This is a genomic window from Gilliamella sp. CG25 (assembly GCF_046635705.1).
Classification (GTDB): domain Bacteria; phylum Pseudomonadota; class Gammaproteobacteria; order Enterobacterales; family Orbaceae; genus Gilliamella; species Gilliamella apicola_I.
In genome coordinates this window covers 140,656-158,380 of the sequence record NZ_JBIDFJ010000004.1, presented here as the reverse complement: position 1 = coordinate 158,380, position 17,725 = coordinate 140,656, and the positions used below count along the sequence as shown (strand labels likewise).

Sequence of the window (17,725 nt, the reverse complement as noted above, 5' to 3'; positions counted from 1 at the left end):
ATAAGGAATAGCTTATGGAAAATCGTACATTTGGATTTCGTTGTTTCACTCGTCGCTCATTTATTGTTTTAGTTATATCAGTTATTAGCTTTGCTTCATTTGTCGCAGGTTATCTCATTTTTTTATTTACCTCTGATGCTGTCATGCCTTTGATCCCCAACAATATTTTATGGAGATTCTTTTTGGTGGAATCCTTGTGTTGAGCTTACTTTCTGGCGTTTTGTTTGCTATAAGTATTGTGAGTTTATTCCGTAAAAAAATGACGTTTAATGTCAATTCATATTCGATTAATATTGATGACCATAAAAAATTGAATCAAATGTTTCAATGGTCAGCATTACAAAAAGTAATAATGTTTAAAGTCGAAAACGCTGTTTGGATTAATCAGACACTTATCCTGGAATTTGACAATGAGCGTATTAATATGCAGATAGTAAAGGGAAGAATTCCACTGTTATCCAAAAAAGATATCGATCAATTTTTTGAATTTACACAATATCTTCATGAACAAGTTCTCAAACCAGATTTTACATTATTCTCGGTGGATAAAACTTTATCATCTAAAACAGCTGAATTTCTAGTGGATGTTTCACATGATTTAGAATATCGTTACCTTTATATCAGAAAGTAGCTAATGCGCATATGTTGTTTGTAAATTAGTGATAAAACAATGGCTATTGAATGGTTAAATAGCCATCAACTGTTTTGATAAACGTTAACTGTCTTTTAATTGGTCAATATAATAGCTATCATTAAACACACTTAAGATACGAGAAAGAATGATTTTTCTCTTCAACCGGTATATTTTCGAAATTGGTTTAAATAAGTTCATCGACTTTTGGGGCTTCAATCTCATCTAGGCAATATTGTTCTTACGTGATGAATAGATGTCCTATCTATTATTGCTAATAAAAAATAATTTGGTAACTCTATTGGCACGTTTTATAAACGATGTAAGAAACAAGAAGAATGATTTGATACCAATATTTATATGAATTAAACACAATAAAATTAACAATATAAATAAAAAGAAATAAATCTTTTCTTCTCAAAGTATTTAAAAAAAACTTAAGATATATTTCTAAAAAAATATAAGGAATAGCTTATGGAAAATCGTACATTTGAATTTCGTTGTTTTACTCAGCGCTCATTTAAAAATTTAATGATACTCATTTGTTGCTTTGGTGTTTTAGTCCTTGGTTGTCTCATGTATTTATTTTTCTCTGATGCGATCATGCCGATGATTCCCAACCGGTACTTTGAGGTCATTTTTATTGTTGGACTGCTTGTTCCGGAATTATTTTCTATCTTTCTATTTGCTATATGTATTGCTCGCTTGTTTCGTAAAAAAATGACGATTAATGTCAATTCATATTCGATTAGTATTGATGACCATAAAACATTGAATCAAACGTTTCAATGGTCAGCATTAAAAACAGTAATAATGTATAAAAGTACCGTAGTGCTATATCAAACGATTATTTTGGAGTTTAACAATAAGCTTATTAATATGATGATGGCAAAAAGTATCTATTTATCCAAAAAAGATATTGATCAATTTCTTCAATTTATACAATATGTCGAAGAACAAATTATAAAGCCAGATTTTACATTATCCTCATCGGATACAACTTTATCAACTAAACTTACCCAAGAACTAACAAAAGCATTAACAAATATAAATGATGATCATGGAGTATACCGTTATTTATATGTCAGAAGATAACGAGGCAATGTTTCTTGATCATAAAATACTAATATGGCTATTTAAACAATTAAATAGCCATACTCGATTTTATACAAATTTGGATATGAAGTGATTAATGGTTAATTAGCCGCCATTAAAGACGCTAGTAAACCGTGAAAAGAATGACTTTTGTTGCTCTTTGGGTATGTTTTCAAGATTAGCTTGAATAAGTTTATCAACATTTTCGACTTCTGCCGTTAACCCTAATTCTTGATAAGCGTTGCGCATTAACAATAGCGCAGATTTTGTTGAATCTGTATCGGGAAATAGGGATAGCATTTGTGTCACACGATTAATGACAGCGACATACGCCCCACGTTTGGTGTAAAATTCAGCCACTTTTAACTGATAACGTGCTATTCTATTTTTTAAAAAAACTAATCGTTTTTGTGCATCAGCGGCATAATAACTTGATGGAAAACTGGAAACGAGGTAGGAAAAATCTTTAAAAGCCGTGATCGCATATTGGGAATCGCGATCTGAACGATCAACATTGAACCAACCCTGAATCATATTGTCATCTTGAGCCATATTAGATAGGCCACGCATATATATCACCCAATCAACATTTGGATGAGTCGGATTCAATTTTAAAAAACGGTCTATTAAGGCTACAGCTAGTGGTAAATCTGCAGTTTTGTAATATGCATAAATTAAATCAAGTTGAACTTGTTGAGAATAGGGACCAAAAGGGTAACTTTTATCCAATGCTTCTAAAACAGTAATACTTGATTTTAAATTACCACTATTAAGTGCATCTTGTGCTTTACTATGGAGTTCAACCTCTGATACATTTTCAACATCAGGCTTTGTTGATGTACAACCAATAAGCACACCACTTAATGCGATAGCCAATAACGAGTGTAAGCGTAATTTCATTCAGTTTCCAACCCAAAAAATAAACAATAACCGTTATGATTAGTATATAATACTCTAAAACATATCAGCTTAAAATAGATAAATTACATATGCAAGAATTAAAATTATCAAATCAAATTGAGTCAACTCAACTTGGGATGCGTTTAGACCAAGCATTATCAGAACTTTTCCCCGATTATTCTCGCTCAAGAATTAAAGACTGGATTATCAATAATAAAGTATTAGTAAACGATGTGATAGTTAATAAACCCAAAGAGAAAGTATTGGGTGGTGAAAAAATTATTATTCATACTGAGATTGAAGAAGAGACTTATCATCAACCAGAAGATATTAAATTAAATATTGTTTATGAAGATGATGATATTTTAGTGATAAATAAACCACGAGATTTAGTTGTTCACCCAGGTGCAGGTAATCCAAATGGCACAGTATTAAATGCGTTATTACATTACTGCCCTGAAATTGCTCGCGTTCCACGTGCAGGTATTGTTCATCGGTTGGATAAAGACACGACCGGTTTGATGGTCGTTGCTAAAACTATCGTTGCCCAAACGCATTTAGTCGAATCGCTACAATTAAGAGAAATAACCCGTGAGTATGAAGCGGTAGCTATGGGTATTATTACGGCGGGAGGAACGATAGATCAGCCGATTACCAGACACCCTACCAAACGAACTCATATGGCTGTGTTTCCGACAGGAAAACCTGCTGTAACACATTATCGTGTTTTAGAAAAATATCGATTGCATACAAGATTGCGTTTACGATTAGAAACTGGACGAACACACCAAATTCGAGTACATTTAGCACATATTGCTCATCCTTTGGTCGGTGATCCTCTTTATGGCGGACGTCCAAGACCACCAAAAGGGGCAAGCGAAACACTTATTAACACATTACGAGAATTTGATAGGCAAGCATTACATGCAACCATGTTAAGGTTATATCATCCAGTAACGGGTGAGCAAATGGAATGGCATGCGCCTATACCAGAAGATATGCAAAGACTAGTTGAAGCATTACAAGAAGATACAGAATTATATAAACATGAGCTGGATTGGTGAAAGAAAAATGATTAAATCGATTTATCCTTACTGGTTTGCGCCGAAAAATGTTCGAGCGTTGACCACAACACGAATGGGCGGTGTCAGTATGCCGCCATTTGAAAGTTTAAATATGGGAGGGCGTACCGGTGATAATATAAATGATGTTGCAGAAAACCGAAAACGCTTAATTACCGCTGAACAAATACCCAGCGAACCTTATTGGCTTAATCAAACTCATAGTACTGTCGCCCTTGATATTTCACAAATAAAATTACAACCCCCCACTGGAATCGTTAATAATAAACAAATATTTGAAGCTGACGCGGCTTATACTCATCAAGCAAAGCAAGTGTGTGTTGTGTTAACAGCCGATTGTATGCCTTTATTATTTTGCTCTTCGAAAGGCGATGAGGTCGCGGCAGCGCATGCGGGTTGGCGAGGATTGTGCAATGGAATTTTAGAAGAAACCGTTAAAAAATTCTCCTGTAAACCATCCGAAATTATGGTTTGGATGGGACCAGCCATAAGTGCCAAAAAATATGAAGTAGGGGAAGAAATAAAAAAACAATTTGAGGCCATCGATCCAGAAGCAAAAAGTGCATTTAAATTAATCAATATACCAGAGCAAAAATATTTGGCCGATCTCTACTTAATTGCCAAACAACGTTTGAATTCAATAGGTGTAAATAAAATATTTGGTGGTGATTATTGTACTTATACCGAACAAGATAAATTCTTTTCTTATCGACGAGAAAACCGAACAGGAAGAATGGCATCAATGATTTGGTTTGAGTGATATTTAAAAAAATGGTGCAAACATTCTCAGATTAGCTGGCAAATAAAGAAACCAATCATGACGTTCCTCAGTTATTCTATTTTGGTGACTTAAAATATAAAACTTCTCTTCTGCCAGCTAAATAATCATTCTTACGTGTTTAACTTAGTGAAGTTAAGTTAATTTTCATTAAAAATTTATCTTTCATGTTTTGAGCAAGTTAATCTTGGCTAATAGTATGCAAAGTTCAAACATGTTATTCTTATTTTCGTAACAAAAACTTTATTAAATTATTAAGTTATATAATCATTACAATCGTTCAGGGCAAAATTATGAGCCGTTAACGGTAAACAGATGTGCTTTTTCGTGATTAATTATTCAATATTAGCAAATTTATGCGTTTGAATATTCAGTAACCATTTATTTTCAATACGATTTTGATTAATTTGTCCAAGTAATATGATTGTGTCATGCATGTTAAACTCGCCATTTCTTTCACAAGGCGATAAGTAATAGCGTTTAGCTTGAATATTTTGTTCAATATATTGGCAAAACGAAATGAAGTCAGGATGATTTTCAGCAACGATTCTCACTTCATTAGCAATTGACTGAACTATTTTTTGATAACGTGATTGATAGCAAAACTTAGGACTGAGAGCGATATAGTCAATTAAAGCGTCGACTTTGCCTAAACCATTACTTTCAATAGCAATAAAATAACCCGCTTGTTTAAGGGGGAAGAGTAATTTAGATAGATCTTTAACTAAGGTTGGCTCGCCACCCGTAATAATGATATTTTTGCTTTTATACTGTTTCACTTTGTCGAGAAGTTGATCTAATGTGAAACGGGTATATTGGCGAAAATTGGTATCACACCAACAACAATTTAGATTACAACCTGCCAAGCGAATAAAAATGGCGGGCATACCGGTATTATAACCTTCGCCTTGCAGTGATTCGAAGATTTCAACAATACGAAACTCAAGCATAGTTAACCCCGTTGATACTCGCAGTAAGAGCTTGGGGTTTCCCACAGTTTAATCTTGGATATGGGTAAATAGTTCGATAAACAATCAAAAATGTATTGACTCATTCCTTCAGCGGTTGTTCGACACGGAAAAGCGAATGTTTTTCGATCCATTTCTTGCAATAAGTTAGCAATACGGCATTCATTAACATTATTTTGGTGGTAAAGATAAGCATGATCGAACGGATCAATAATATGTTTTTTTACAATGGATTTGAGATCAGCGTAATCCATTACCATATCTTCGCTGGAACCCTTTTTAATGAGTTCACCACTAATTTCGACAATTAAACGGTAAGTATGACCATGCAGGTTATGACATTTCTTGTTATGCCCGTCTAACATGTGACAAGCATCAAATTGGAACTCTTTGGCAATTTTGAACATTTTACATTCCTAGTTTTTTTTCGTGGGATGGATCACGAACCACGGTTAGATAACCTAACAAAAGAAAGCGGTTAATATAATAGATATCAAGTTATTTGTCACCTTTCAATGATTATCTGAAACCGGATATCCTATTTAGGATGCGATTGTAAATATATTTAAATTTATCATTTTTAGGTCTAAAATGTTTTGCGTAAGTTAATTTTTATTATCTGTAAAAAAATTCTTGACAAGCTCTTGAAATTTTTCCTTCCACACTCATTTAGTCATTATGCAAATGGTATAAGTGTTTAATCATTTATGCCAAATTTATTGCTAAGGAGATAGATAATATGAGGTTAGATAAACTCACAAACAAATTTCAACAAGCTTTAGCTGATGCGCAGTCTTTAGCATTAGGTAAAGATAATCAATATATAGAGCCTATTCATGTACTCTCAGCAATGCTTAATCAAGAAGGCAGTAGTGTTAATCCATTATTGGCAGCTGCTGGGGCAAATAATGCCATTTTACAACAAGAATTAAATCAATCCATTGACCGATTACCTCAAGTGCAGGGTGTCGGTGGCGAAGTTATCCCTTCTCAAGATTTAATTAAAGTTTTAAATTTATGCGATAAATTATCTCAAAAAAATGGAGATAGTTATATCTCTTCAGAGCTATTTATATTAGCTGCATTAGATGAAAAAGGGAGCCTTGGCGATATCCTAAAAAAATCGGGTGTCACTAAAGATAAATTTCTTCAAGCAGTCAATCAATTAAGAGGAAGCGACAACGTGAATGATCCAAATGCAGAAGATCAACGTGGTGCGTTGAAAAAGTATACTATTGATTTAACACAGCGTGCAGAACAAGGTAAACTCGATCCAGTTATTGGGCGTGATGAAGAGATTCGCCGTACGATACAAGTGTTACAACGTCGTACCAAAAATAATCCTGTGTTAATTGGTGAACCGGGTGTGGGTAAAACTGCGATTGTTGAAGGTTTAGCACAACGTATTGTGAATCGTGAAGTTCCCGAGGGATTACGTAATAAACGTGTCTTATCCTTGGATATGGGCGCCTTAATTGCTGGTGCTAAATATCGTGGTGAGTTCGAAGAGCGTTTGAAAGCTGTCCTTAAAGACATCGCTAAAGAAGAAGGTCGTATTATTCTGTTTATCGACGAAATTCACACCATGGTCGGTGCAGGTAAAGGCGATGGTGCTATGGATGCCGGAAACATGTTAAAACCAGCATTAGCTCGTGGTGAATTACACTGCGTTGGGGCAACAACACTTGACGAATATCGTCAATATATTGAAAAAGATCCTGCATTGGAACGTCGTTTTCAAAAAGTTTATGTGGCTGAACCGACTGTTGAAGACACCATTGCCATTTTGCGTGGTTTGAAAGAGCGTTATGAATTGCATCATCATGTTCAAATTACCGATCCAGCCATTGTGGCAGCGGCAACCTTATCGCATCGTTATATTTCAGATCGTATGTTGCCAGATAAAGCCATTGATTTGATTGACGAAGCTGCATCGAGTATTCGTATGCAAATGGATTCTAAACCAGAATCATTAGATCGTCTTGAAAGACGTATCATTCAACTTAAACTTGAGCAACAAGCGCTTAAGAAAGAGTCGGATGATGCCAGTAAAAAACGACTTGAGATGTTAAATAATGAACTTGCTGAAAAAGAAAAGGATTATGCGTCACTTGAAGAAGAGTGGAAATCAGAGAAAGCTGCACTTTCGGGCACTCAGAATATCAAAGCAGAGTTGGAAAAAGCTCGCACTGAGATAGAACAAGCTCGTCGAGCTGGGGATTTAAACAAGATGTCGGAATTGCAATATGGCAAAATTCCGGAACTTGAAAAGAAACTCGCAACAGCTACGCAATTAGAAGGTAAAACCATGAAATTATTGCGTAACAAAGTGACCGATAACGAGATTGCCGAAGTATTATCGAAAGCGACGGGTATTCCTGTTTCGAGAATGCTTGAAAGTGAAAAAGATAAATTATTACACATGGAAGACGCTTTACATAAACGTGTTATTGGGCAAGATGAAGCCGTTGAAGCTGTAGCAAATGCTATTCGTCGTAGCCGTGCTGGTCTTTCTGATCCGAATAAACCGATTGGGTCTTTCTTATTCTTAGGTCCAACAGGTGTGGGTAAAACCGAACTTTGTAAAGCATTGGCAAACTTTATGTTTGATAGTGAAGATGCCATGGTACGGATTGATATGTCTGAATTCATGGAAAAACATTCCGTTGCTCGCTTAATTGGTGCGCCTCCTGGTTATGTTGGTTATGAAGAGGGCGGATATTTAACCGAAGCCGTACGACGTCGACCTTATTCAGTGATTTTACTGGATGAAGTGGAAAAAGCGCATCCGGATGTCTTTAATATTTTATTACAAGTCTTAGATGATGGTCGCTTAACTGATGGACAAGGTCGTACAGTGGATTTCCGCAATACGGTTATCATCATGACATCTAACTTGGGTTCTGACTTAATTCAAGGACAAGTTGAGCTTAGTTATGACGAAATGAAAGCATTAGTTATGACTGTGGTAACTAAACATTTTAGACCCGAATTTATCAACCGTATTGATGAAACGGTGGTCTTCCATCCACTGGGTCAAGAAAACATCAAAGCGATTGCTAGAATTCAATTGGCACATGTTGAAAAACGCTTAGATGAACGAGGTTATGAAATGGATATTTCTGATGCAGCGTTAGAACATCTTGCTAAAGTTGGTTTCGATCCAATTTATGGTGCAAGACCGTTAAAACGCGCTATTCAACAAGAAATTGAAAACCCATTAGCACAACAAATATTGTCCGGTAAATTAGTACCAGGTAAAACCATTCATTTGGATTTGGTGGGTGATAATATCGAAGCTAAACAGTAATCAACAAATAAACCGACCTTAATGGTCGGTTTTTTTTTATTATACCGATCCGTCACTTTAACAGTGTATATTGCGGTAAATAAGTCATCGTCAATTTTAGATCTCTCAATAATCAATCGATCCATTCTCGTTTTAACTCATTTGCACTAATAATAACTTTAAAATGTTAATAATATTGAGTATTTCCTAATTGAAAAACATCAATAGAATTTAAATGACTTCATTTTTTGTGATCATGATCTCATCCTGAACGATTACAATATTGCTAAATCGATCATAAAGCATCATAATCAATCATATCTTGATTGATTAAATGAAATTGCAATGAGAAAGGATAATAAAATGATTAAATTGATTATAAGTGATCTAGATGGGACATTTTTAAATAGCCAAGGTGATTATGACCGTCAGCTATTTTCGCAAGTGTATGCGCTTATGGCTGAGCAACAAATTCATTTTGTCGCTTGTACCGGGAAACAATGTGAACGGGTTGAAGAACTCTTTGGTGATTACAGCGACAAAATCTGGATAGTCGGTGATAGCGCAACGACCATAAAACATAAAGGTGAATTTATTTATCGCTCATTCATCCCTAATGAACTAGGGCAGCGTATGATAAAAACCTTGGAACAAGTTAGTAAAGCGCACGTTATCATTGCTTGTACTGCTCAAGGAGCCGTCATCAAAGCCCATTTACCTGAACGATTAAAAGCTAAAGTCCGAGGTTCTTATGCAACCATAATTGAAGTGGATGATCTGACTCATATCGCTGATGACTTTATCAAAATCACTGTATATGATGAAAAAGGACAATGTTTACAAACTCGACAGGATTTAACCCCTTTTGAAAACCAAGCTTATATAGTGGTATCTGAAGCTACATGGATTGATATCACTCAGCATGATGTTCATAAAGGAAATACTATCAAAAAATTACAACAACTACTTAGGGTAAATTATCATGAAACCATGGCTTTTGGTGATGGTTACAATGACATAGAATTACTTGAACAAGCGGAGTATAGTTTTGCAATGCGTAATGCATTTGAAGAAACCAAAGCTGTCGCTAAATTTATCACCGGTTTCAATGATGATAGTGCGGTACTGAATACGATAAAGCAACTAATTGAATTGCAAAGCAAATGATGGCATGCTCAGATTGAGTTGATGACAGCTGAATCTATTAAGCGATTTCTATTTTGAGATTAAAATCTTCAAATCCCTCAATTTTGCTATCTCGACTAGCGATAATGATATCTATATCTTCACAAGTGGCAACTTTATAGCGAGCAACTTGTTGCATTTTGTCGGCAATCACTGCGGCTATAACCTCATTACTTTGAGCAATGACCTCTTTTTTGAAGCAGGCATCATCATAATAAACTGCGCTTAACCCCGCATGCGGGTCAAGTCCACAAACGCCAATAAAGGTTTGATCAAAGACCATATTTCGGATTTGATTAACGGTATCAGCCCCCATTGTTCCCCCCGTTAACGGATTAACTTTGCCACCTAATAAAATGAGTTCGCCATTGGTACGGCTACTTAAGACCGAAGCAATTTGAGGTGAATTGGTGACAATCGTTAATGTCAAATTTTGTGGGATATAACTTGCCATTGCTAAATAGGTGGAGCCAGTATCAATAAAAATGCAGGAATTATCTTTGATTAATTTTGCACATTTTATTGCTACTGAAGATTTTTCGTCTACACATTGATTAATACGAGTTTCAAATGTGGCTGATTGTTTTAAATGGCTAACTGCTCCACCATATACACGCTTGCAAACACCGTCACGGGCTAGTTTTTGTAAATCTCGACGAATCGTGTGTTCTGAAACCCCTAACAATTTAATTAAATCAGCACTGACAACACGCCCTTTTTCAGTCAAAAGCTGCCGGATAAAAGATTGGCGTTGTTCAGGGAATGCATTATAATCAATCATCTAATATCCTTTAAAAAATTATGCTGATTTCTAAAAATATCTTTAATGATCATACCGTTTTTAAGCGAATTATCCTATGATTTTTTAAAAGGATAAATTACTTATGCCCCCGAATTTTTTAATTAACTTATTGATTGTGTGGTTTTTTTGTATTAAAACTTGATTAACCTTTCATATTTTATTTGTTATTATTTAGAACAGAAATTAAAATATCTTTTTTTACCTGAGTTAGGTTGGAAGTAATGTCTATTGCTGTCGTTAATGTTAATCGTCAAGCTATTCTGCATAATATTGAGTATGTGAGACGAAATTCACCTAATAGCTCCTTAATGGCTATTCTCAAAGCAAATGCTTATGGTCATGGGATTGCTGGCATTGCTCAATTATTATCCGATAAGGTCGACTACTTTGGGGTTGCAAGACTTTCTGAAGCGCTTTTGTTACGGCAAATTGGGATCATTACCCCCATTGTTTTGTTGGAAGGTTTTTTTCCACATGATGAAATAACGGATTTAATTGATTTTAATTTGCAAACTGTGGTTCATTCAAGTTGGCAAATTGATGCGTTAAATGCGATTAAAATTGAAAATCAAATCACAGCTTGGTTCAAAATTGACACAGGTATGCATCGTTTAGGGTTTCGGTTTGATGAGGCTCAAGGTGAATTTAATCGATTAGCAAGTTGTTGCGTTGTGCGTAAACCATTAAATATTATCAGTCATTTTAGTTCTGCTGATGATTTTTCTTCCGATCAAACGTCAAATCAATGTTTGCTATTGGACGAATTTGTTGAATCAATTTCTAATAAATCATTGCTTGATAAGCAATCTATTGCTGCTTCTGGCGGTATTCTTGCCTGGCCAAATTCACATCGTGATGTGATTCGATTAGGTATTGCTTTATATGGCGTTTCTCCTTTTGAGAATCCCATTGCCGAATTACACCCAGCTATGACGTTTAAGTCAGAGCTAATTGCAGTAAGAAAGCATAAAAAGGGTGAATCTGTGGGCTACGGGCAAATTTGGACAAGTCATAAAGAGACAAAATTAGGTGTTGTTGCAATGGGATATGGTGATGGATATCCTCGCGGTATACCCGAAAATACGCCTGTATTAATTAATGGTAGACGTGTTCCTATTGTGGGGCGTGTTTCAATGGACATGATTATTGTTGATCTGGGACTGAATAGTTCGGATAAACCAGGCGACGAAGTCATTTTTTGGGGGAAGGAGTTGCCGGTAGAAGAAATTGCTAAACATACAGGTATTAGTGCATATGAGTTATTAACGCGCTTAACTACACGAGCTAAGGTTCACTATATAGATAAATAAGTTATGATTAAAAAAATATTTTTATACACGTTTTTGGCAATAATTTTAGTTGTTACCGCTTCGCTTGCGTTGGGTTACTATTTTTTACAACAGTTTTCTAAACAGCATATTCATGTTAATGATGATAATAAAGTGTTTATTATAAAAAAAGGAACGTCAATACATCAGTTAGTTGAACAAATAGATCAAGCAAATTTAATGGATAGGGCTTATCTACTTCCTTATTTGTATAAATTAAATCCTGAATTAAGTACTATTAAAGCTGGGGGATATAAGTTAGAGCCCCATATGACAGTTGATGAATTTTTAAAATTATTAGTGTCAGGCAAAGAAAGCAGTTTTACGCTAAGATTTGTGGAAGGGAAGCGAGCCAATGATTGGTTAAATACCATAAAAAATACTCCTTACATTCAACAAACTTTGGTTGATAAATCAAGCGATGATATTGCAAAAATTTTAGGTATTGAGGGGCCTCTTGAAGGGTGGCTTTCGCCAAATACTTATCTTTATACGGTCGACACCTTAGATATTAATATTTTAAAACGTGCTCATCTCACTATGAAAAATAACTTGCAAAGAGTGTGGGAAAATCGTGATAGTGGGCTGCCATATAGCACACCGTATGAATTACTTATTATTGCCTCAATTATTGAAAAAGAGACTAGTCTCAGTTCTGAACGTGCGAATGTAGCATCTGTTTTTGTTAATCGATTAAAAGCAAAAATGAAGCTGCAAACCGATCCTACAATTATTTATGGTTTAGGTGATAAATATACGGGTAAAATTAGACGTATTGATATGACCGATAAGACTAATCCTTATAATACCTATGTCATTAATGGTTTACCACCTACGCCTATTTCAATGCCAAGTTTAGCGTCGTTAGAAGCTGCGGCACACCCTGCTGATACCAAATATCTGTTTTTTGTCGCTAATGGTAAGGGCGGACATACGTTTACGACGAATTATAATAGCCATTTAAAAGCGGTCAATGAGTATCGAAATAAGTTAAAAAAATAAAAATTATGTTCTTTATTAAAATTACCGCGTGCAGAACGCGGTAATTAACTTCTCAGATCTATTCAATATCACTTTTTCATATGTTTAAGCCACCATTAACTATTTGGATTGGGTCAATTCATCAAGTTGTTTTATCAGATCTAACAAATGGTCAATATTTTTCTCTGACTCTTTTAACGCTTCTTCAAAATAGGGGTGTAACGCAAAGGGGGGAATAGCCGAATTGGCATCAATTATAGCTCGAATTCGGGGTATAAAAATCCATTGTAGCCATTCGTATGACTTCATGGTATCAAGAGCAAAAGGTTGTTGACTTAAAAAAGCATCCTGACTGGGTGGCAAGGCTTGCCATAAATCTATTTTTTTTAACGCTTGCTCAATTCGTTCTAATTGATCTTTAATTAAGTTAGCTTGCATTTTATTAGCAAGCAAATGCCTATAATATTGCCAATCAAAATAAGGCCCAGGATCTGTTTTACGTTCTGGTGCAATGTCACTGTGTCCGGTGATATTGTGAAGTGGATAAGTTTGTTGTAGTAGAAGGGTGACTTTTGCCAGTTGTTGATATTGCACTTCGGTAAATTTTTCACTATCACATCCTTCCAATTCGATTCCTATTGAAAAATCATTACAATTTTCTTGTCCTTCAAATGCTGATATACCTGCATGCCATGCTCGTTTATCAAAAGCTACAAATTGAATTATCTCACCGTCACGACGAATAAATAGGTGACTTGATACCTGCATTTGATAGATATCGGCAAAATAAGGGTGTTCATTTGGATCAAGCTGACCTGTGAACAGCTGTTCTACATAAGGGCCACCAAATTGATTGGGCGGAAGGCTTATATTATGAATCACTAATAATGAAATGGGTTTATCACTTGGTCGATCATTATAAAATGGTGAAATGACCTGTTTTACACCTTGTAACCAACCATTAACGATCTTTAAGGACATATCGACTCCTTATTTTATAAAACTTTGTTATCAAATGACTGATTTGTGATTTGACTTCCAATAATTTAAATAATGATGAAATCAGAAAAACAATTATTGTTATCCTTTTTCCATACTTGGCATACCGTTATTATTTCATTTTTTTTAAACGCTATAAAGTTGCTTGTGTTTCGTTAGCAATTTAATAACAGAGAATGAATATGAACAAACAATCGGGATTTTCCTTATTTGAACTCATGATAGCAATTATCGTAATTGCTATTTTAACGGCAATTGGTTTGCCTGCTTATCAAGGCTATGTAAAAAAAGCAGCCATGACCGATATGCTACAAGCCATGACCGCTTACAAAACAGCGGTAGAAATATGTGTAATTGAGCAAGGTGGATTAGCAAATTGTAATAATGCAAATAATGGTATTCCAATGACTAAATCAACCAATTATGTCACCTCAGTGACAGTCACAAATGGGATGATTGAATTAGTTGGACAAAATGCCTTATCTGGCTTAACAGTAACGATGACACCGACGCTGAATATAACCCATGGTAGTGTTGATTGGTCACGTAACTGTGTAACTAATCCTGTTGATGTAAGCTTAAATAGTGTATGTGAAGATATCTTTAAATTTTAAATTAATGCAACAATGAAATGGTTTTAGTCATGCAAGAAGATCAACTAGTCGACAGTATTGATAAATTATTGCTTAGAGCTTTAAAAAAACGTGCTTCGGATATTCATTTTGAACCTTATCAACAAAGTTATCGCATTCGTATGCGGATTGACGGTGTATTGCATACCATACTGGCTCCTCCTTTAACACTGGCAAAGCAAATCGTTGCCAGATTGAAAATAATGGCAAAGTTGAATATTGCAGAACAGCGATTACCCCAGGATGGGCAATTAGTAATAGATCGTTATGCTATGCGGATTTCAACCTTACCGGTTATGAATGGTGAAAAAGTGGTGTTACGCGTACTCGATAATCATGATTCACCGTTGTCGATTCACGATTTAGGATTAACGGATAGGGATCTTGCTCAATTTCAACAAATATTAAATTACCCACAAGGACTAATATTAGTTACAGGACCGACAGGCAGCGGTAAAACGGTAACGCTTTATAGTGGACTGAAAACATTAAACTTGCCTCATTGTAATATCTGTAGCGTGGAAGATCCGATTGAAATACCGGTTGAAGGTATTAATCAAACATCTGTAAATATGAAAATTGGGTTAAGTTTTGCAACCATTTTACGTGCTTTGTTAAGGCAAGATCCTGACGTGATGATGATTGGTGAAATTCGTGATCATGAAACAGCAGAAATAGCCATTCAAGCTGCCCAAACCGGACATTTAGTCCTGTCTACCTTACATACTAATTCAAGTATAGAAGCAATAACACGTTTGAATCAAATGGGAATAGAACGATATCTCATCTCTGCTAGTGTTAAATTAATCATCGCTCAACGATTAGTACGTAAGTTATGTTGTCATTGTAAAGTGGTGGCGAGCGAGCTGATTAGGCTAGGACAAAAGCCGATTCCACATTATGTCGCAATCGGATGTGAGAACTGTGTAGGTGGTTACTCAGGACGAATAGGGTTATATGAATTTTTAACTATCACCCCTGAAATTCAACACCAAATTTTAAATCAACAGGTTATAACACCTTCAAATCAAATTTCTTTAAGGCAATCAGCTGAACAATTAATACAGCAAGGGATAACGACCTTAGCAGAAATAAATAGAGTATTAGGTGAAACATGAAAAGGCTCTATTATTGGTACGACATCAATTTTGTAGAACATAAAATTATAGCGGCTTCACAAAACGAAGCGCGACGGAAATTATTATTGCAAGGTGATATCGCCATAAAATTCAAGGCAGGTCACTATGTATTTTCAAGTAGTTTTAAGCGTATTGAATTATTTATCTTGACAAAACAACTGGCTACCATGCTAAAAGCTGGATTACCTTTGCTTGAAATTTTGCATTTACTTGCGCATGAACACCCTAAACAGCATTGGCAATGTTTATTGACGGAAATTGCAAGGCAACTAGCTAAAGGAGAACGACTATCAACAGTACTAACTCAACATCAATCTGTCTTTCCACCACTTTATGCTGAAATTATTGCAACAGGGGAATTAACAGGACAACTTGATTTGAGTTTTGAACAATTGGCTTTTCAAATAGAGGCATCAATTAATTTACAAAAACGACTAAAAAAAGCATTGCGTTATCCATTATTCCTTTTGTTTATGTCAGTTGTTGTAACACTAATTATGTTATTGATAGTATTACCTAAATTTGTAGATATTTATCAAAGTTTTGAAGCTGAACTTCCCTTTTTTACATTATTGATTATTGATTTGTCTTACTATATTCAGAATAACTATGGGAAATGGGTCGGCATGATTGGTTTGTTTTGGCTTATTTATCATTATCACTTAAAAAAATCTTACGCCCCAAAAATGGATAAATTAATATTGAAATTACCATTCTTGAATTCGTTAATTCATACTTTGCATTTAACCCAAATATTTCAGACTCTTTCGATAACTCAAATAGCAGGTATTCCTATATTGAATGGGTTGAATGCGGTTGCAACAATTATGCAAAATTACCATTATCGTCATGTTATTTATCAAATTATCGCCGAAATTGAACAAGGCTATTCATTCAGTGCTGTTATCGAGCAGCAAAGTTTATTACCTCCATTGTGCAGTCAATTGATCTTGGTTGGTGAAGAGTCAGGTACATTAGATTTGATGCTACAACAACTAGCAGAATATTATCAGGAACAACATCAAACGCTGACTGATAATATGATACAGTTGTTTGAACCGCTATTAATGTTAATTCTAGGTTTGATTATTGGTGGCTTAATTATTGCCATGTATTTACCGATTTTCCAATTGGGGGATGTTATTCATTGATGATTTGGTTAATTATTGGATTGGGAATGTGTTTGGGAAGCTTCATTCATGTGGCTTACTGTCGTTTTAAGCCTATCTATTCAGGGTATGAATATTTAATTGCTATTTCTTTATATCGCTCTCGTTGTCCACATTGTCACAAACAACTTAGATTTTGGCAACTGTTTCCTGTTTTTTCATGGTTATTACTGAAGGGACAATGCTGGGTTTGCAAAGGGACAATTCATTATCGTTATATCGTATTTGAGATTTTATTTGCGGTTATTTTTGCTATTCTATTTTTGACAAAAGGCTGGACTTTAAATACGGTTTTATTAATGATATTAGCGTGTTATTTTGTCTTATTGGCAATGATAGATCTAAAATATTATTTATTGCCAAATCTATTTACTCAACCCCTACTATGGTTAGGGATTTTAGCTGGCTATTTTAATCTGTTTGGCATTACGTTAAATAAAGCGATCACTGGCATTATTTGGGGTTATTTTTTATTAATTGTCCCTAAAGAATTATTTTATTTGCTGACCAAAAAACAGGGACTAGGGCAGGGTGATGTTAAGTTATTGGCTGCTTTAGGCGCATGGATATCTTATGAAGATCTTCCCTTGTTGTTAGTTTTTTCATCATTTTTAGCTATCGTTTATTATCTTATTTTGCGTTATGGATTAAGTGATCAATCAATAACTGTAATTCCATTTGGTCCGTTTTTGTTAATGTCGGGTTATTTGATTTTGTATTACCATGTGTGAGTTTTTTCATTTATAT

The 17,725-nt window shown here is 35.0% G+C and carries 16 protein-coding genes, 3 pseudogenes and 1 riboswitch; of the genes and pseudogenes, 13 read left to right on the top strand and 6 right to left on the bottom strand.

All coding sequences use genetic code 11. From position 1 onward, the window contains the following. The first annotated feature begins 14 nt into the window (after positions 1 to 14). The 3 genes from ACGH6P_RS04895 (at position 15) to ACGH6P_RS04885 (ending at position 1,726) form a co-directional block, all read left to right on the top strand. Positions 15 to 203, top strand: coding sequence for a hypothetical protein (locus tag ACGH6P_RS04895; protein ID WP_411596859.1), 189 nt, complete (start codon positions 15 to 17; stop codon positions 201 to 203). Next, positions 197 to 631 (top strand): hypothetical protein, encoded by a 435-nt coding sequence (locus ACGH6P_RS04890; RefSeq protein WP_411596858.1) that lies wholly within the window; start codon positions 197 to 199, stop codon positions 629 to 631. Before ACGH6P_RS04895 ends, ACGH6P_RS04890 begins: the two co-directional genes overlap by 7 nt. A gap of 474 nt (positions 632 to 1,105) precedes the next feature. Next, positions 1,106 to 1,726, top strand: coding sequence for a hypothetical protein (locus ACGH6P_RS04885; RefSeq protein ID WP_065559308.1), 621 nt, complete (start codon positions 1,106 to 1,108; stop codon positions 1,724 to 1,726). Between the two features lie 177 nt (positions 1,727 to 1,903). Here the strand turns inward: ACGH6P_RS04885 and bamD are convergent. Continuing rightward, positions 1,904 to 2,626, bottom strand: a pseudogene (bamD, locus tag ACGH6P_RS04880) (outer membrane protein assembly factor BamD); the annotation flags it as partial. A gap of 89 nt (positions 2,627 to 2,715) precedes the next feature. Here bamD and rluD point away from each other — a divergent pair. Further along, positions 2,716 to 3,690, top strand: coding sequence for a 23S rRNA pseudouridine(1911/1915/1917) synthase RluD (rluD, locus tag ACGH6P_RS04875; protein WP_411596857.1), 975 nt, complete (start codon positions 2,716 to 2,718; stop codon positions 3,688 to 3,690). Positions 3,691 to 3,700: 10 nt separating this feature from the next. Then, a complete protein-coding gene (pgeF, locus tag ACGH6P_RS04870; protein ID WP_411596889.1) occupies positions 3,701 to 4,468 on the top strand; it encodes a peptidoglycan editing factor PgeF in 768 nt (255 codons plus the stop codon). A gap of 353 nt (positions 4,469 to 4,821) precedes the next feature. Here pgeF and ACGH6P_RS04865 read toward each other — a convergent pair whose 3' ends face one another. Further along, complete coding sequence (locus ACGH6P_RS04865) at positions 4,822 to 5,436, bottom strand: 7-carboxy-7-deazaguanine synthase QueE (RefSeq protein ID WP_267352472.1); 615 nt, start codon at positions 5,434 to 5,436, stop codon at positions 4,822 to 4,824. Positions 5,437 to 5,438: 2 nt separating this feature from the next. Next, positions 5,439 to 5,861, bottom strand: a complete 423-nt coding sequence (gene queD, locus ACGH6P_RS04860) for a 6-carboxytetrahydropterin synthase QueD (RefSeq protein WP_411596856.1) — start codon at positions 5,859 to 5,861, stop codon at positions 5,439 to 5,441. A gap of 3 nt (positions 5,862 to 5,864) precedes the next feature. After that, positions 5,865 to 5,910, bottom strand: a riboswitch (PreQ1 riboswitch). A 283-nt stretch (positions 5,911 to 6,193) separates the two neighbouring features. Here queD and clpB point away from each other — a divergent pair. Beyond that, positions 6,194 to 8,764, top strand: a complete 2,571-nt coding sequence (gene clpB, locus ACGH6P_RS04855; protein WP_411596855.1) for an ATP-dependent chaperone ClpB — start codon at positions 6,194 to 6,196, stop codon at positions 8,762 to 8,764. Between the two features lie 342 nt (positions 8,765 to 9,106). Then, positions 9,107 to 9,910, top strand: a complete 804-nt coding sequence (locus tag ACGH6P_RS04850) for a Cof-type HAD-IIB family hydrolase (RefSeq protein WP_411596854.1) — start codon at positions 9,107 to 9,109, stop codon at positions 9,908 to 9,910. Positions 9,911 to 9,947: 37 nt separating this feature from the next. Here the strand turns inward: ACGH6P_RS04850 and ACGH6P_RS04845 are convergent, their stop codons facing one another. Beyond that, on the bottom strand, positions 9,948 to 10,709 hold the full coding sequence (locus tag ACGH6P_RS04845) for a DeoR/GlpR family DNA-binding transcription regulator (protein WP_411596853.1): 762 nt from the start codon (positions 10,707 to 10,709) through the stop codon (positions 9,948 to 9,950). A 242-nt stretch (positions 10,710 to 10,951) separates the two neighbouring features. Here ACGH6P_RS04845 and alr point away from each other — a divergent pair, with 242 nt between their 5' ends. Together alr and mltG are read left to right on the top strand one after the other, a co-directional pair. After that, on the top strand, positions 10,952 to 12,040 hold the full coding sequence (gene alr / locus ACGH6P_RS04840; RefSeq protein WP_411596852.1) for an alanine racemase: 1,089 nt from the start codon (positions 10,952 to 10,954) through the stop codon (positions 12,038 to 12,040). Between the two features lie 6 nt (positions 12,041 to 12,046). Beyond that, positions 12,047 to 13,060, top strand: coding sequence for an endolytic transglycosylase MltG (gene mltG, locus ACGH6P_RS04835; protein ID WP_411596888.1), 1,014 nt, complete (start codon positions 12,047 to 12,049; stop codon positions 13,058 to 13,060). A gap of 99 nt (positions 13,061 to 13,159) precedes the next feature. Here the strand turns inward: mltG and ACGH6P_RS04830 are convergent, their stop codons facing one another. Beyond that, positions 13,160 to 13,477, bottom strand: coding sequence for a YqcC family protein (locus ACGH6P_RS04830; RefSeq protein WP_411596887.1), 318 nt, complete (start codon positions 13,475 to 13,477; stop codon positions 13,160 to 13,162). Continuing rightward, positions 13,478 to 14,020 (bottom strand): annotated as a pseudogene (ampD, locus tag ACGH6P_RS04825) (1,6-anhydro-N-acetylmuramyl-L-alanine amidase AmpD); the annotation flags it as partial. 200 nt (positions 14,021 to 14,220) lie between these two features. Between ampD and ppdD the strand changes: the two are divergent. From ppdD to ACGH6P_RS04805, 4 genes and pseudogenes are all read left to right on the top strand, one after another. Continuing rightward, a complete protein-coding gene (gene ppdD / locus ACGH6P_RS04820) occupies positions 14,221 to 14,652 on the top strand; it encodes a prepilin peptidase-dependent pilin (protein WP_411596851.1) in 432 nt (143 codons plus the stop codon). Positions 14,653 to 14,696: 44 nt separating this feature from the next. Beyond that, positions 14,697 to 15,788, top strand: a pseudogene (locus tag ACGH6P_RS04815) (GspE/PulE family protein); the annotation flags it as partial. Beyond that, positions 15,785 to 16,960, top strand: coding sequence for a protein transport protein HofC (gene hofC / locus ACGH6P_RS04810; protein ID WP_411596850.1), 1,176 nt, complete (start codon positions 15,785 to 15,787; stop codon positions 16,958 to 16,960). The pseudogene ACGH6P_RS04815 and the gene hofC, both read left to right, overlap by 4 nt. Further along, positions 16,960 to 17,709, top strand: coding sequence for a prepilin peptidase (locus tag ACGH6P_RS04805; RefSeq protein ID WP_411596849.1), 750 nt, complete (start codon positions 16,960 to 16,962; stop codon positions 17,707 to 17,709). Before hofC ends, ACGH6P_RS04805 begins: the two co-directional genes overlap by 1 nt. Positions 17,710 to 17,725 lie beyond the last annotated feature (16 nt).

Excerpts from the sequence above, each read along its gene's own strand:
- queD (WP_411596856.1), bottom strand. The coding sequence starts at position 5,861 with ATGTTCAAAATTGCCAAAGAGTTCCAATTTGATGCTTGTCACATGTTA.
- ACGH6P_RS04805 (WP_411596849.1), top strand. The coding sequence starts at position 16,960 with ATGATTTGGTTAATTATTGGATTGGGAATGTGTTTGGGAAGCTTCATT.
- ppdD (WP_411596851.1), top strand. The coding sequence starts at position 14,221 with ATGAACAAACAATCGGGATTTTCCTTATTTGAACTCATGATAGCAATT.
- rluD (WP_411596857.1), top strand. The coding sequence starts at position 2,716 with ATGCAAGAATTAAAATTATCAAATCAAATTGAGTCAACTCAACTTGGG.
- ACGH6P_RS04865 (WP_267352472.1), bottom strand. The coding sequence starts at position 5,436 with ATGCTTGAGTTTCGTATTGTTGAAATCTTCGAATCACTGCAAGGCGAA.
- ACGH6P_RS04830 (WP_411596887.1), bottom strand. The coding sequence starts at position 13,477 with ATGCAAGCTAACTTAATTAAAGATCAATTAGAACGAATTGAGCAAGCG.
- ACGH6P_RS04850 (WP_411596854.1), top strand. The coding sequence starts at position 9,107 with ATGATTAAATTGATTATAAGTGATCTAGATGGGACATTTTTAAATAGC.
- ACGH6P_RS04885 (WP_065559308.1), top strand. The coding sequence starts at position 1,106 with ATGGAAAATCGTACATTTGAATTTCGTTGTTTTACTCAGCGCTCATTT.
- clpB (WP_411596855.1), top strand. The coding sequence starts at position 6,194 with ATGAGGTTAGATAAACTCACAAACAAATTTCAACAAGCTTTAGCTGAT.
- hofC (WP_411596850.1), top strand. The coding sequence starts at position 15,785 with ATGAAAAGGCTCTATTATTGGTACGACATCAATTTTGTAGAACATAAA.
- ACGH6P_RS04895 (WP_411596859.1), top strand. The coding sequence starts at position 15 with ATGGAAAATCGTACATTTGGATTTCGTTGTTTCACTCGTCGCTCATTT.
- ACGH6P_RS04845 (WP_411596853.1), bottom strand. The coding sequence starts at position 10,709 with ATGATTGATTATAATGCATTCCCTGAACAACGCCAATCTTTTATCCGG.
- alr (WP_411596852.1), top strand. The coding sequence starts at position 10,952 with ATGTCTATTGCTGTCGTTAATGTTAATCGTCAAGCTATTCTGCATAAT.